Origin of the sequence: Microlunatus parietis (assembly GCF_013407955.1) — a bacterium.
GTDB lineage: Bacteria > Actinomycetota > Actinomycetes > Propionibacteriales > Propionibacteriaceae > Microlunatus > Microlunatus parietis.
In genome coordinates this window covers 4452421-4467740 of sequence record NZ_JACCBU010000001.1, presented here as the reverse complement: position 1 = coordinate 4467740, position 15320 = coordinate 4452421, and the positions used below count along the sequence as shown (strand labels likewise).

General features: G+C 71.1%; 10 protein-coding genes. 5 read left to right on the top strand and 5 right to left on the bottom strand.

Annotated elements, in window-relative coordinates; translation table 11 throughout:
- Nucleotides 1–162 precede the first annotated feature (162 nt).
- Nucleotides 163–795 (top strand): hypothetical protein, encoded by a 633-nt coding sequence (locus tag BKA15_RS21485; protein WP_179754197.1) that lies wholly within the window; start codon nt 163–165, stop codon nt 793–795.
- A gap of 652 nt (nt 796–1447) precedes the next feature.
- Nucleotides 1448–2941 (top strand): sugar transferase, encoded by a 1494-nt coding sequence (locus tag BKA15_RS21480; protein ID WP_179754195.1) that lies wholly within the window; start codon nt 1448–1450, stop codon nt 2939–2941.
- Between the two features lie 3 nt (nt 2942–2944).
- Here BKA15_RS21480 and BKA15_RS36970 read toward each other — a convergent pair whose 3' ends face one another.
- The gene (locus BKA15_RS36970; RefSeq protein ID WP_179754193.1) at nt 2945–5347 is read right to left on the bottom strand and encodes a right-handed parallel beta-helix repeat-containing protein; all 2403 of its coding nucleotides are present in this window, start codon (nt 5345–5347) and stop codon (nt 2945–2947) included.
- Between the two features lie 91 nt (nt 5348–5438).
- Between BKA15_RS36970 and BKA15_RS21470 the strand changes: the two genes are divergently transcribed.
- Entirely contained in the window at nt 5439–5975 is a 537-nt protein-coding gene (locus BKA15_RS21470) for an arsenate reductase/protein-tyrosine-phosphatase family protein (RefSeq protein ID WP_281385532.1), read from the top strand.
- Here BKA15_RS21470 and BKA15_RS21465 read toward each other — a convergent pair.
- On the bottom strand, nt 5972–7795 hold the full coding sequence (locus BKA15_RS21465) for a tyrosine-protein kinase domain-containing protein (RefSeq protein WP_179754189.1): 1824 nt from the start codon (nt 7793–7795) through the stop codon (nt 5972–5974). The genes BKA15_RS21470 and BKA15_RS21465 overlap by 4 nt on opposite strands.
- An 80-nt stretch (nt 7796–7875) precedes the next feature.
- On the opposite strand from BKA15_RS21465, the gene BKA15_RS21460 reads away from it, so the two are divergent.
- Entirely contained in the window at nt 7876–8586 is a 711-nt protein-coding gene (locus tag BKA15_RS21460) for a polysaccharide deacetylase family protein (protein ID WP_179754187.1), read from the top strand.
- A gap of 735 nt (nt 8587–9321) precedes the next feature.
- Entirely contained in the window at nt 9322–9501 is a 180-nt protein-coding gene (locus BKA15_RS21455; RefSeq protein ID WP_179754186.1) for a hypothetical protein, read from the top strand.
- A gap of 887 nt (nt 9502–10388) precedes the next feature.
- Here the strand turns inward: BKA15_RS21455 and BKA15_RS21450 are convergent.
- From BKA15_RS21450 to BKA15_RS21440, 3 genes are all read right to left on the bottom strand, one after another.
- Nucleotides 10389–11669: a hypothetical protein gene (locus BKA15_RS21450; protein WP_179754185.1), complete on the bottom strand. Its 1281-nt coding sequence runs from the start codon at nt 11667–11669 to the stop codon at nt 10389–10391.
- Between the two features lie 65 nt (nt 11670–11734).
- The gene (locus tag BKA15_RS21445; RefSeq protein ID WP_179754184.1) at nt 11735–13237 is read right to left on the bottom strand and encodes a lipopolysaccharide biosynthesis protein; all 1503 of its coding nucleotides are present in this window, start codon (nt 13235–13237) and stop codon (nt 11735–11737) included.
- The gene (locus BKA15_RS21440; RefSeq protein ID WP_179754182.1) at nt 13234–15318 is read right to left on the bottom strand and encodes a glycosyltransferase; all 2085 of its coding nucleotides are present in this window, start codon (nt 15316–15318) and stop codon (nt 13234–13236) included. Before BKA15_RS21440 ends, BKA15_RS21445 begins: the two co-directional genes overlap by 4 nt.
- Nucleotides 15319–15320: the final 2 nt, after the last annotated feature.

Genomic DNA, 15320 nt, shown 5'->3' with positions numbered 1-15320 from the left:
CGTGATCTTTGCTTTCTTGCCGCGTTCATCGCCGGCCCGGTGAAGCGTTCACCTCTCCCGATTTTCGCCCGCGATCTCGAATCCGTGCTTATGATCTTGATCAGGTGTGCGCCGGGCCGGTCAGGGGGGCCGGCTCGGCGCGGCGCCGGAGGAGCACCCACCATGGCCTCGCGCAGGCTGTCGTTCATGATCATCTTCGTCCTGCTGACCGTCGTCGGCTGCAGCCAACCGCAACCCGTGGTGCCGGGGCCAGCCCCGGGTAGCCCGATCCCGTCGGTCTCGCAGACCACCGAGCCGCCGGCGGAGAAGAAGAAGGAGACCGCGGTCCGCAACGACCTCAGGTCGGGCAAGCTCAGCCACCGGCTGGAGACGGACGATCTCGAGCTGCGGGTCGAGTATCGGACCACACTGCCGACCCGGGAGTGGACCGCCGGAGCGATCAAACCGTTCCGCGTCACCGCGTCCGCCTCGACGCCGAAGGCGGAAAGCCAGCCCAAGATCTATCTGTCCAAGCTGACCATCGGCATGAACGCGCGCGACGACACCGAGCCGGTGGAAGCACCCGATCCCGAGGTCGACGAGGCTCCGATCGTGCCCGGCTTCCTGATCTCGACGCCGGCTTCGTACGGCCAGGAGTTCTTCCTGCCCGCGTTGCCGCCGGGCACCAGGACGCTCACCCTCCGACTTCGCTACGAATTGCTGCTCGCGTCGACCGGATCCTCGTCGCAGGAGGAGCGGGACTATTCGCGCCGGACCGTCACCGACCTCCTGGTGGTGCCGATCGCCGCCCCCTGAGGCCGCCGAGATCGATAACGAAAAGGTTGCGGTCACCGGATTGCCGATCCGGTTGGGGTCTGCGTACGATGAGCCAGCAAGGCCCGGGAACCGCGTGCGATGACGGTCGTACAAGGCGATCGGGCCGAGTTGTGAGTCGGTGGCTTGCCGCCGGTTCGCATGGAGACTCGGGGGACTATCCATGGTGAGCGCGTCCGTTCGACGTGTTCCCTTCTGCTGCCCTGTTCATGCTCCGCCGCCCTGGCGTGGCCTGGATGAGGTGCCGGGAAAGCTCGACGAGTCCGCAGGCTGCGTACGGTGGTCGGGCTGAGACCGCGGGGCAATCCGTAGACGCCCCCACCCCGTCCGGATGCCCGACGGATCATGCCGTGGGCCTTCAGCGCCCGGGCTGCCCGACCGCCGTACGCTCTCCTGAAACAGGCCGGCTTCCCCGTTCTGCGGGAATTCCGCCGAACGTCTCGACCGCGCTCCGATTCCGGGTTACGCTGCATTCGCCTGGAGATTCGGGGGATTCGCTCAGGCGTTCCTCAGCTTTTCGGCGCCGCGCCGTGCGCGCCCGAGACGGCTGAACCATCGAACGTCCGCACCTCCTGGCACGCATGATTCTGACCCGTCGGGGGACGGGGGGCTTTCGGGGGAAAGTTGGGGGGACATGACTGTAGTCGAGCGCGTTTTCGCGCCCGAACGGACGAAGGACGGGGCTGGGGGGCACAAGCCTGAACCAGGTCGAGAACCGCGGCGGGGGCCGCGATTCCAGGTCTGGAGCCGGCGCTACCTCGCGGCGTTGATCTTGGTCGACACCGTGGTCGGCGTGGCCAGTCTGCTGATCGGGCATGCCGTCACGGGCGCACATTACGAGCAACGGCCCGAGTTGCTGCCGCTGGCGCTGGCCGCTGCGGTGGCCTGGCCGATGGCGATCGCGCTGAACCGGGGTTACCTGCGCCACAACATCGGCGTCGGCAGCGACGAGATGCAGGCGACCGCCCGCGCCGGCATCGCCGTCGTCGTGCTGGCCGCGGTCGTCGCCGAACTGCGCAGCGCCCACGGGGTGCTCGGCATGGTGCTGGTCGCCGTGCCGGTCGGCATCGTGCTGACCGTGATCGCCAGGTTCGCCGCCCGCAAGGTGCTGCACCGGCGGCAGCGGGCCGGCCGCAACGTGAAGGCTGCCCTGTTGATCGGCCACACCGGATCGGTCCATTCGCTTTCCGAGGTCCTGCAGCGGGAAGCGCACGCCGGCCTGCGCATGGTCGGTGTCTGCGTCCCGGCCGAGGAGGTGCCGCTGGCCCGCGATCTCGGGCTGCCGGTCTTCGGTGATCTTGATCAGGCGGCCCGGCTGGCTCGCGATCTCGACTGCGAGGCCGTCGCCGTGACCACCGGGGAACAGACCAGCCGGGATTATCTGCGCCGGCTCGCCTGGTCGCTCGAGGGCGCCCGGATCGAGCTGCTGGTGCACCCGGGACTGGTCGAGGTGGCCGGCCCGCGGATGCACATCCGGCCGCATGTCGGGCTGCCGCTGCTCAAGATCGAACAGCCGCACTTCACCGGCTGGCGACGGCTGGTCAAGCGCGGCGCCGATCTGATCATGACCGGAGCCGGCCTGGTGATCATCAGTCCGCTGATGATCGCGATCGCGCTGGCGATCAAGCTCTCCGACCGCGGGCCGGTCTTCTTCCGGCAGACCCGGGTCGGGCTGGACGGCAGCACGTTCACCATGTGGAAGTTCCGGTCGATGCACGTCGACGCCGAGGAGCGGCTGGCCGCGCTGCGCGCCAACCACCCCGAAGTCGGCCTGATGTTCAAGCTGCACGACGATCCGCGGATCACCCGGGTCGGCCGGTTCCTGCGCCGCTACTCGCTGGACGAGCTGCCGCAGCTGTTCAACGTGCTGACCGGTTCGATGTCCCTGGTGGGTCCGCGGCCGCCGTTGCAGTCCGAGGTCGACGCGTACGAACACCACGCGCACCGACGGCTGCTCGTCACGCCGGGCCTGACCGGGCTGTGGCAGGTCAGCGGACGTTCCCTGCTCAGCTGGGAGGAGACGGTGCGCCTCGACCTGCGCTACGTCGAGAACTGGACCCTGACGCTCGATCTGTTGATCTTGTGGAAGACGTTCTTCGCCGTCGTGGCGAAGCGCGGCGCCTTCTGATCATCAGGCTTGCGGCGGGCCGATCAGCCGGGTCCCCGCGGGTACGCCGAGCGCCGCCGCCACCGCGTCCGGCAGGGCGACCGCCGAGCCGGCCAGCCGGTCCAGCTCGGCGGCGTCCGGCCGGGCGCTGCCGGTGATCAGGTTGGTCCAGGCGGGGTTCTTGGCCGCGGCCAGGGCGCTCGGCGTCCGGTAGACGGTGATCGTCTCGTTGTCGTCGCCGCCCCAGGCCGCCATCCGTTCGGACTCCAGGCCGCCCGGCGCGCTGAACAGGTTCCCGTCGACGGTGACGTTCATCGCGTCCAGCGGGACCCGGGTCCGCTTGTCCAGCCCGTAGAACTGGAAGCCGGTGTTGTCACCGCCCGTCTCGCCGGCGAACACGTTGTTGATCACCGTCAGGTCCTGCAGCTGCCAGGGGCAGGTCGGGTCCGGCACCGGGTGCCGCGGGTCCCGGCCCACCGGATGGGTGGCCTGGCGCCGCTCGTCCTGGGTCAGCCCGATGTCCCAGACCGTCGTGTGCCGGATCAGGTTGTTGGCGATCACCACCCGGCCGGTGTTGTAGAGGGTGATGCCCTCCTTCGGCCCGCTGATGTCGTTGCCGGCGATCACGCCGGTGTCGGACAGCTCGGCAACGATCCCGGTCGGCCCGTCGTCGGTACGGATCGTGTTGCGGGCCAGGGTGAACCCGACGACGCTCTCGTCCAGCCAGATCCCGTTGACACCGAGGTTGCCCTCGAGCCGGGACCCGGTCACCGTGACCCCGCGGCTCCGGCCGATCTTGATCCCGGCCGCGGCCGGCGCCGCGTTGAAGTGCTCCGTGTTGTTGCCGGTGATCAGCGAGTCCTTGATCAACAGCCCGTCGGCGTACGCCGCGTGGACGCCGACCATGCCGTTGTCGCGGGAGGTGACCCGGTCGATCAGGACGTTGCCGGTGCCGACCGAGATGCCCTGGGTCGCGTTGTCCTCGACGACCAGCTGCTCCAGCACGCTGCCCCCGGTGCTGCCACCGAGATAGATGGTGCCCATCTGCGGCAGCGACGTCGCGTACCGCCGGATGCCGAGGCCGCGCAGCGTCACCTGGCCGGAGACGACGACCGCCCGGCCGAGCACGCTGGCCCGTACCTCCCGGCCGCCCGGGTCGGTGCCGATGATGATCAGGTCGGCGGCGTAGTCGGCGGCGAACTGGCCTGGCCCCGGGGTGGTCCCGGCCGCGACCTGGACCAGCGGCTCACCATCGACGAACACCTGGTCCGGGTGCGCCGCCATCGGGTACCGCGGATTGACGAAGCCGCCCTCGTTGGAGCCTTCGGTGTGGCTGGCCCAGGACGAGAACTCGGCGGGCAGCGGCGCGGTCCAGGTGGTGCCGGCCGGGGTCCAGTGGGTCAGTGGTGCGCTGCCGTCGAGCCAGACCGCCTCGCCCGGATAGGGCTGGATGGTCAATCGCTTCGAGGACGGGACGTGGATCTGTTCGGTGTAGCTGCCGGCGCGCAGCACGATCGTGGCCTCGGCCGGCGCCAGAGCGATCGCCCGGCCGAGCGAGCCCAGCGGCGCGGCCTCCGAACCGTCGGCCGCGTCGGAACCGTGCGGTGCCACGAAGATCGCGCCGGCCGGCACCGGATAGGCGGCGGCCCCGACCGGCAGCGCCCCGACCTGCCCCGACGCGGCGGCCCCCGGAGCCGGGGCGGCCGACCGGGACAGTTCCGCCCCGGCCAACCGGTGCAGCCGTACGGTGGCCGGCCCGGAATCCCGGGCCAGGTAGCCGCGGAACCCGACCGCGCCGGCGGTACGGATCCGGTCGGCGTCACCGTCCTGCCGGACCAGCCAGCGGCCGGGCAGCCGATCGGCCGGCTGGACCCGGATGCCGACCTCGACCGGCTGATCACCGGCCACGTACGCGGCCAGGGCGAGCCGCTGGCCGGCGGCGACCCGGACCCCGCTGTCGGCCGCCGTGCCGATCCGGGTCTCGCTGCCGCGGGAACGCCGGCTGACGCCGAGCGAGACCGTACCGTCGGGAGAGACCGTGGCCGTGGCGAGATAGCCGCCGTCGCCCTGCTGCCGGAGCAGCAGGCTCACCGAGGCGCCGTGGCCGTCGGCCGGCAGGGCGGGCAGTTCGATCACCGCGGAGAGCCGTTGGTCGGCCGTCCGGACGTCCGGCAGCCGGGCGGCGACCGCCGAGCCAGGCCGGTTCAGCCGCAGTTCCGCGTACCCCTCCGTGGCGTCACCGCCGACCGTCACAGCGCCACCCTCGACGACGTACCGGCCGCCCTGCGCCGCCGAGCCGAGGCCCTTGGCGGGCGCCCGATCGAAATCATCGGCGAGGTTGGCGGCCTCCGCGAAGCCCGGGATCTCGGCCGTCGCCGCGGGCGGTCCGACGAGCACCAACCCCGTAGCGAGGATGGCCGTGGCCACTGGAACAATCGCCGCATGCAGACGGAATCGGGGCCAACGGATGCGGGGGAACTGAGGGCGCGCGCCGGTGGATGACGCCTTCACCCTTCTCATGGTGTGCACGGCCAATCGCTGTCGATCGCCCATGGCTGAGCATATCTTGCGATCCCGGCTGGCGGAGTCGCCGCTGAACTGGCGGATCTCATCCGCGGGCACGCACGCTGTCGAGCACACGGAGATCATGCCGAACGCGGCCAAGATCCTGGACCGGATGGGCATCGACACGGCCGGATTCCGCAGCCGCCGGGTGAATCGGCAGCTGATCGGCGAGGCGGATCTGATCTTGACCGCCGAGCAGCGGCAGCGCGAGTTGATCGCGGCTGTCGAGCCGGCGGCGCGGCGGCGCACCTTCACCCTGCTGCAGTTCGCCCGGTTCGTCGACGACCCGGACCGCGACGGTGAGCTGCGGACCGGCCGGGAACTGCTGCATCTGGCGCTGGAGATGCAGGGGGCCAGCCAGCCGCCGGCGCACTCCGAGGACCTCGCCGATCCGGTCGGCGGGCCGCGGCGCGGCTATCGGGTCTGCGCGGACCTGATCGAGACCGCGATCGATTCGATCCTCGGCTACACGGACTGGCGGCCGGCCTAGGCTTCGCGGGCGGACGGCGGCGGGGTCACCGGGGACAGCGCCGGAATCGTCCTGTCCTCGTCCGGAACGATCGCAGGAGTCTCTTCGGTCGCGGCGTTGTCCGCCGCCGGCCCGGGTTCGGTCCGGATCGACTCCTCCGGCGGCCGCGGCGTCTCGCCGGCCCTGCGTACCTCAGTCGGCTGGCGTACCTCAGCCGGCCTGCGCACCTCGGTCGGCCGGCGCACCTCGGCGAGCTGACGTGTCTCGATGGGCTGACGTGTCTCGATGGGCTGACCGGCCTCGGCCTGCCGCAGCCGGTTGACCAGATCCGGCTGCTCGATGGTGTCGTTCTGGTCGATGTCCTCGAGCCGGGTGACCGCGGCCGGCGGCTGGGCCCGCGCGGGCCGCGGTTCGACCGGTTCCTGGTCCAAGTCGTCGTTGAAATCGTCCGGTTCGGCCGAACTCAGACCGGCGCTGCGGCGGGCCTTGAACGTGGCCACCTGGTACGAGTCGCCACCGTACGTCCGCTGCTCGCGCCGGCTCGACTTGCGCATGTTCAGCACGCCGCCGATGATCCGCGCACCGACCGCGTCCAGCGTCTTCCGCGCCGCCGTCAGCTGGGTCCGGGTGGTGTGCCCGTCACGGACCACCACGACGACGCCGTCGACCAGCGCCGACGCGACCGCCGCATCGGTCACCGGCAGCAGCGGCGGCGCGTCCACGATGATCTTGTCGAACCGGCCCCGGAGCCGTTCCATCAGCTCGGCCATCCGCTCGCCGCCGAGCAGCTCGGACGGGTTGGGTGGCAGCGATCCGCTGCCGATGTAGAAGAGTTGGCTGTTGCCCCACTGCTGGATCGCGTCGTTCAGCTGGGTCTGGCCGACCAGCAGCCCGGTCAGGCCGTTCGACTCGGACAGCGTGAGCAGCGAGCCGAGCCGCGGCCGGCGCAGGTCGGCACTGATCAACAACACCCGGTCGCCGAACTCGACGAAGCTCAGCGCCAGGTTCACCGAGGTCGTCGTCTTGCCCTCGTTGGGCACCGCCGACGTGATCAACAGGACCTGGGTCGCGGCGGCCGCGTCGACGAACTGCAGGCTGGTCCGCAGATGACGGTACGACTCCGACCGCGCCGACGCGGCCTGCTCGCCGATGATCAACGGCAGCCGCTTCGTCGTCGGATCGAAGTTGATCGTGCCCAGCGCCGGTGCGCCGAGGACCTCGCTGAGCGTTTCCTGGCTGCGGATGCTCGTGTTCAGGAGTTCCCGGAGCAGCGCAGCGAACACACCGAGAATCAGCCCGCCGCCGATCCCGATCGCGCCGTAGATCCGCAGGCTCGGCGCCACCACGATCGGCGGGGTGGGTCCGGAGACCGTGGTCAGGACGACGACGGCCGAGCCCGACTTGCCCTTGTTGTCCAGCTCGTCGACCATCTCCGGAAACTTGTCCGAGACGGCTTCCGCGATGGCGAACGCGCGGCCCGGGTCGGCGTCGCTGATCGTCGCGGTGACCAGCACCGTGTTCAGTTCGGCCGAGCCGGTGATCATGTCCTCGTGGCTGCCCGGCGGCGCCTCGAAGCCGACCTCCTGGGCGACCTCCTGGGCCAGCTTGTCGCTGGACAGCAGCTCGACATACGAATTGACCCGGGTCACCGCGAACTGGCCGGACGACTGCGGATTGCTGCCGTCGGAGATCGGGGTGCTGACATAGAACGTGACGCGGCTGGCGTACGTGTTCGGGGTGAGCACCAGGGCCGCCACCGCGATCGCCGTACCGGCGGCGGAGATGACGAGGACCAGCCACCAGTTCTTGCGCAGTGCACTGAGGTAGCTGCGTAGGTCCATGCCCCGGTTCACCTCCTCCAACGTCAGCCGCCGGTAGTCTATGCGGCGAGTCGTCAGGGGGTGCCGTGTTACGCAAGGTCATGCGCATCGGACGACCAGTGGTCGAACGGGCGGCGGCCCTGGTGGGTTCCGTCATTGCGGTACGGACCCGGGCGCCCGAGATCGTCCTGACCTTCGACGACGGCCCGGACCCGGTCGGCACCGAGCAGGTCATGACTGCCCTCGCCGACCGCAACGCCACCGCCACCTTCTTCGTCCTGGGGACCCGCAGCCGCCGCCACCCGTCGCTGCTCGCCGAGATCGTCGCGGCCGGCCACGAGATCGGCCTGCACGGCCCGGACCACCAGCCCCTGCCTCGCTTCGATGCTTCCGCCACCGAGCGCCGTACCGCCGATGCGGCGAAGGAACTGGCCGACCTGACCGGCCGCGAACTCCGCTGGTTCCGCCCCCCGTACGGCCGGCAGACCCTCCCCAACTGGCGCGGCATCCGAGCCGCCGGCCTGATGCCCGTCTTCTGGGGCCCCACCACCTGGGACTGGCGCGACCTCCCGCAGCAGGAACGCGTCGCGAAGGCTCAGCAGGGCGCCCGCCCCGGCGCCATCCTGCTCGGCCACGACGGCTTCGCCGGCACTCTCGACGGCGCCCTCGAAGAGGTCACCCACACCCTCGACCGGCACGACCTGATCGGCCAGATCCTGGACCGCTACACCGCGAAAGGCTGGCGAACCGTCTCCCTCGGCCACGCCCTGGAGAAGGGCCGCCCGATCATCGCCGCCCGCTTCTCCCGCTGATCCCCCGCCGGAGTTGTCGCAAAACCTCCACCGGCCGAGCGGTACGCCCACGTACAACGTTGCACGACCACGCCGGTGGAGGAATCCCGACACCAGCAGCCGCGACCGAAGACCTTCCGCGTCCCACCCGGCCCCTGCCCTCGACACCACCTCACCGACGTTCCCGCGGGAACGCCTCCGTCCCGAACCAACGGCCGCGTCTGAAGCCTTGGTTCCGGCCCGTTCGGCCAACCACCAGCCCGGATCCGCCCTTTGTCCCCGCACCCCGCCGCACTCGACCCGCGCCGCCGCGAGCCCGCGGCCCGCGACCATCCCGGCACATTCCGCGCAACCGCGACCGTCCCTCGCACCCGCGACCGTTGCAACAGTCGCGGACCGGTGCAACGGTCGCGGCTGGAAGGCACAGATGGGGATCTCGGTCAGATCCTCAGCCAGCAAGGGATTCCCGCCGCCACAGACCGGCGCGGCCGCGGTGAACCTGCCGCCGCAGTGGGCAGCCAGGGTCCAGGTGCCGGAGCCGCCCATGCTGGGGCCCGTCACCATGATCGCCCTCGGGTTGATCGGGTACCGCGCCATGGTCTCGTCCACCACGGCGCCCACCTCGTCCGGGAACTCGGACCAACTGTCTCGATTGGGATGCGGCGGATTCGGACAATGCGGGGCGGCGACGACGCACGGCGGGGCGAAGCCTTGCTCGATCTGCTTCGGGAGCCCGCCCCGTGCGGCGTTCGACGGATGACCTCCGGTCTCCGCACCTCCGTGCAGGAAGATGATCAAGGGCCATCCATGATCACCGGGCTCACCCTCCGGCTCCCAGATCAGGTAGTCCAGGCCGGCCTCGCTCGCGCACTTGATCTTGAGCCGATGCAGCTCGATCGGCTCGCCCGGACCGATGCCTGCTCTACGCAGCAGTGACTCCTCAGCGATCGGCGGTTGCCCGCAAGCCAGCTCCCAGGTGCGCTTCCACCATCGCCCGCACTCGGCGCACCGCCAGAGTCGCTCCGCTGCAGCCGCCACGTCCGTCCAGGGCACCGCGCAGGCATGCGTCGGATCGAGTTGGAGGCGATAGTCGGGCGCCGGGGCGCCGGCCTCGATCCCGAAGCGCCCGGTTCTGTGAGTCATCACCCGATCCTGTGCCTTCAGCCCGCTCGAAGGTCAACCCCGCCGAGCGGACTGGTTGACCCGGTTCGGGGGCCGATATCGGGGGTCAACCCGTCCGCTCGGTATAGCTGATCCGCTCCGGGCGGGACCGTCCCGCAAACACTCCGGCGCACGCACTGTGCCCGCACCCGCGGCTCCCGCACCGCGACCGATCCTCGCAGCCGCGACCCCTGCAACAGTCGCGGCCGGGTCCAACGGTCGCGGATGGGAACCCGTCGCCTGCCCGTCGACGCCGCGCACGTCGTCCCCTCCCCGCACCCACGACGCGCACCGCACCCGCGCCCGGAACTCCCCGCACCCCGCCACCGATCCTCGCAGCCGCGACCGCTGCAACAGTCGCGGCCGGATCCAACGTCACCGCTGAGGTGTGACTGCTGCCGAGGGCGGCGGATCGACGTGGTTACGCTCCAGCCAGCCCTTTGATCATGGACCGCCACCGGGCAGCCGGACCGCATCGACGCCCGTCGCGATCACCGCGATCACTCCGATCACCGGGGTGCCGTGACGGAACTCGCTGCCAAGCGCCGAGGGGTCACAGTGGTCGACCCGGCGTCGCGGTGATCATCAAGCTCGTCCGCCGAACCTCGGCCCTCGACACGACCGGCCCGGCGCGCCCTATCCCCCGGGGCCGCGCCGACCGGTCACTTCTGCAGCGACACGCCGTCAGAATCGCTGCTTTTGTGACTGGTCGGCGGAGGTTTTTGGGGGGTGAGGGTGAGGGCCAGGATGAGGATCAGGGTGGGGGTGGCGGAGATCAGGGGGCTGAAGAGGAGGTTCCAGCCGGTCCAGCAGGCCAGGAAGAGCAGCAGGGCGCTGGCGGTGCCGTGCGCGACGTGGCGGACGATGCCGATGATCACGATGACGGCGATCATGATCGCCAGCGCGATGCCGGGCAGGCCGGTCTGGGCCCACAGGTCGCCGGTCACCGAGTGCAGTTCGATGCCGGAGCCGAACATGAAGCGTTCGACGTAGCCGTTCTCCGCGTCGTAGCCGGTCGCGGTCATGCCGGCCTTCGCCGCGTTGACGCCGGCCAGGTCCAGGACCGCGCCGAAGCCGAACCCGATCGGCCGGTACGCCAGCAGGGCCAGGAAAGCGCCGAGCTCGGGGCGGCCGCCGAGGATCAGGTTGCCGGCGGTGTCCAGCTGGGACAGCGTGCGCTGCTGGGCCTCGGTGCCGAGCACGCCGCCGACCAGCAGTTCGGTGCCGAGGAGATAGACGGCGGCGCCGGCGGCGACCAGCAGGATCGCGGTGCGCGCCACGGTGCCGCGCTGGCTCAGCTTCCGCGGCTTCAGCTGCCACACGACCAGGATCCCGGCCAGCAGGAAGGTCGCCATGTAAGAGCGGGAGTCGAAGATCACCGACACCCCGGCGAGCATGATCAACACGACCAGCTCGACGATCCGGGACCGGGACGCCGACGCCACGCCGAGCAGCAGCATCGCGACCGGCACGGCGAGCGCGAACTTCCACGGGTTGCCGGAACCGAGGCCGTCGCCGAACCCGGCGCTGATCAAGGAACCGAGCCCGAAGATGATCGCGATCGTTGCCGGTTCCAGCTTGGTCCGGGCCCACAGCAGCGCCGCGACCGAGAGGAAGAGGCCGGCGTAGAAGGTGATCGAATACAGCTGGTTGCCCGTGTCGATCCGGTACGCCCCCGGAGCCAGCACCGACAGCCCGACGCCGCCGACCAGTGCCACCCCGGCCAGCACGAACAGCGGCACGGCCAGCCGGAACCGTGGCAGCACGGCCAGCAGTAGCGGCGCCAGCACCACGGCCAGGCCGATCCCGGGCGTGAGCGCGGAGAACAGGTAGAACCGGACCGCGACCGCGAACACCAGCCCGGCCGCGAGCAGCTTCTCGGTCGCCACCCAGCGCTCATCGACCGGTGCGGCGGGGGTGACCCGCGGGACGACGGGAGCCACGACCACCTCCGACCGGGGAGTCTCCACTCTGCTACGTCGGCCCACGATAGCCCGCGGTGCGTCGCTCACCGGAAACCCAGCCGGGCCGAGCGGACCACCGAGGCGACGTCCCGGCGCACCGACGGTACGGCCAGCGAGGCGGCCGCGACCACCACCGCCACCCCGACGGCCGCACCGAGCCGGGCCCAGTCGCCGGCGCCGGCCAGCTGTTGACTGACCAGCCAGGTCGCCGCGGCGATGGCCAGGCTGACCGCGACGATCCGCAGCCCGTTGATGATCAACGGGACCACGTCGAGGCCGGAGCTGCGCCGCAGCCAGGCGAACGACAGCGGCCAGGAGGCGACCTCAGCCAGCGCGAAGCCGGCCGCGACGCCCTCGACGCCCCACAGACTGCCGATCGAGATGCCGATGATCTTGAGCGCGGTGGACATGATCGTGAAGTGGAGCAGCTTCCGGACCAGGCCCTTCGACACGTACGTCCAGTAGCCGACGAACGCCAGTGTCTCGAAGATGCCGCACAGGGCCAGCCAGCGCATGATCGGCGCCACACCGGTCCACTGGTCGCCGAGGAAGATCGCGACCACCGGATCGACCGCGCCGATCACCAGGCCGAGGCCGAGGACCAGCGTGTAGCCCATCGCGCGCTGCCCGATCCGGAGGTACTCGCCGTACCGGCGCTCGTCGTCGGTCAGCCGGGACAGCACCGGCAGCGCGACCGAAGTGAGCGGCGCCCGGAGCTGGCCGAGCGGGCGCATCAGCAGCTGGAAACCGCGGTTGTAGAGGCCGAGCGGGTTCGCCCCGAACCGGGCGCCGATCAGCAGCGCGTCGAAGTTCGCGCCCAGGTAGTGGATCAGCTGGCCGCCGGCGAGGTTGCCGCCGAAGGCGAGGAACGGGCGCACCGGCGCATCCCGGCGCCACCACCGCGGCAGCCAGCCGGCGGCGATCACGACCATGATCAGGTTCGCCAGGAACTGGACCACCTGCTGCCCGACCAGCGCCCAGTAGCCGGCCCCGCCGAGGGCCAGGCCGATCGCCACCCCCAGGGCGACCAAGGGGGACCCGACGTCGGCGACGGTCAGCCGGGTGAACAGCAGCCGGCGCTGCAGATCAGCCCGGTACTGGGTGGCCAGACCGCTGAACAGGAAGGAGAATCCGACCACCGCGCTGATCATGGTCAGCTCCGGCTGCCGGTAGAACAGGGCCAGCAACGGGCCGGCGGCGATGATCACCACCAGCAGGATCAGCCCGGTCAGCGTGTTCACCCAGAACAGGTTGTCCCGCTGCGCCCGGGAGAGCTGCTTGGCCTGCACCGCGGCCGATGACAGGCCGAAGTCGCGGAACACGTCGGCCACACCGACCACGGCCATCACCATCGCCAGCAGCCCGTAGTCGTACGGGGTCAGCAGCCGGGCCAGGATGATCACCGAGACCAGCTGAATGATGATCTTGGCCAGCTGCCCGGTCATCGTCACGACCGCGCTCCGGGCAGCGATCCCGCCCAGCCCGCGGCCGGACGTCTCGGTCCGTTCCTCGGCCGTGGCCTCCGGACCGTCGTCCTGGGCGGTCATCCCAGCGCGGCCCGGGCCAGAGCGGCCAGCTCGCGCCGGTAGCGGCCCGGTGCGTGCGCCGCCCGGACCCCGGCCGCGGCCCGGGCCGCCGCCGCCGACACCGCCTCCCAGTCCTTGATCAACTCGGCCAGCGCGTCGGCCAGTTCGTCCGGCCGGTCCGGGGTCACCACCCGTACCGACGGGAGCTCGCCGACCGCCTCGATCAGGCCCGGCTGATCGGTGATCACCACCGGGCGTCCCGCGGCCGCCGCCTCCACCGCCGCGTTCCCGTACGACTCGTCGCCGATCGACGGGACCACGACGAGGTCGGCGTCGGCCAGCCAGGCCGTCGGGTCGGCGTGGAAGCCGCGGAACCGCACCCGTTCGCCCAGCGGCGCGGCCAGCTCCCGCAGTTCCGCCTCGAAGCCCTCCTGGCCGGTCACCGGCGCGCCGAGCAGCTCCAGCCGCACGTCCAGATCGCGTTCCGCCAGCAGCCGGACCGCGGCGATCGCCGTCTGTGGCCCCTTGCGCCGGGACAGTCGACCGCAGTAGACCAATCGCACCGGACCGGTCAGCGCCGGCCGCGGCGGCTGCGGCTCCGGCAGCTCAAGTCCGTTGTGGACAACGGAATTCCGGGTCCCTGCCGCGGCCGACGCCACGCCCAGCACCTCGGCGGTGAACTGGCTGTTCGTGATCACCCGGTGGGCCAGTCCGAGCGGTGCGGTGAGCACCCGCCGGACCACGGGCGACAGCCGGCGTTCCGCCTCGTGCACGTGGCAGACCACCCGCCGGCCGGTCAGCCGGCCCAAGATCATCCAGCCGGGCCCGACCAGTGTGTTCACATAGACCAGGTCGGTGCCGGCTTCGCGGATCAGCCGCACCGCCGCGCCCGCGTACCGTACGGAATCGATCATGAACCGGGCCAGCCCGGCCGGCGTCAGCATCGCCTTGCGCAGCGCCGGCAGGCCGCAGGTCCTGACATCGAAGCCGCGCTCGTCGAGCACCTCCAACAGCGGCCCCTGGTACGGCAGCACGACGGTCACCCGCCAGCCGTCGCCGCGCAACGCCTCTGCCGACTCCAGCAGCATCCGGTCCGACCCGTACAGGTCCGCGCTCGGATGCGCCAGCAGCACCCGCGGTGCCGCCGGCCGACGCCGGCGGCGTCTCCGCGGCCGGAGCAGCAGGAACAGCCCGGCCAGCGTCCCGCGGAGCGCCGCCAGCAGGCCGGCCGGGTGGCTGAGCAACTGCCGTCGCCCGCCGCGCAGATAGATCTGCCAGCTCTGCGCCGGCGTCGCGGCCAGCCAGCGCAGCCGCTGCCGGCGGCCCAGCAACCGGCGGGCGAACAGCAGCCGGTTGCGGCAGTTGTAGCGGTAGTAGAGGTCCGACTTGGCCGGGCCGATCGAGCGCTGGGTGCCGCCCTCGTCGTGCGCCGCCACAAGATCATTCCGCAGCACCAGCCGGGCCCCGGCCCGGGCGCACCGAACGCTGAAGTCGACATCCTCCCAGTACAGGAAGTAGTCCTCGGCCAGCCCGCCGGAGCGCTGCCACAGCTCGACCGACACCGCCAGGCAGGCCGCGGTCAGCCAACCGAACCGGTCGGCCAGCGACGGCAGTACGAGTTCGTCGGCGAAGCCTTCCTCCGGCGAGGAACGCCAGTTCCGGATCGCACCGGTGGCCAGCTCGACGAACGCGCCGGAGAAGTACGGCTTCCCGGCCGAGTCGACCAGCCGCGGGCTGACCAGGTCGTCCGGGCGGTCGCGGCAGTGTTGGTGCAGCGCGTCGGCCGTCGCCGGAGCGAGCACCGCGTCGGGATTGAGCAAGATCACGGTTTCGGCACCGAGCTCGCTCGCCCGCCGGACGCCCGCGTTCACTCCCGCACCGAAGCCGCGGTTGTCCGGCAGCGGCACCAGGCACCAGCCGCGCTCGGCCGTCAGCCGCTGCACCGCGGCCCGTTCCTCGGAGCCGGAGTGGTTGTCGACGACGATGATCAACCGGCCCGGCTGCGCGAGCACGTTCGCCGGGTCGGCGGCGGCCGCGGCGAGCAGCCGGTGTGAGCCGAAGTTGACGATGACGATCGCGGAGCCCGCATCGCTCCCGCCCACGT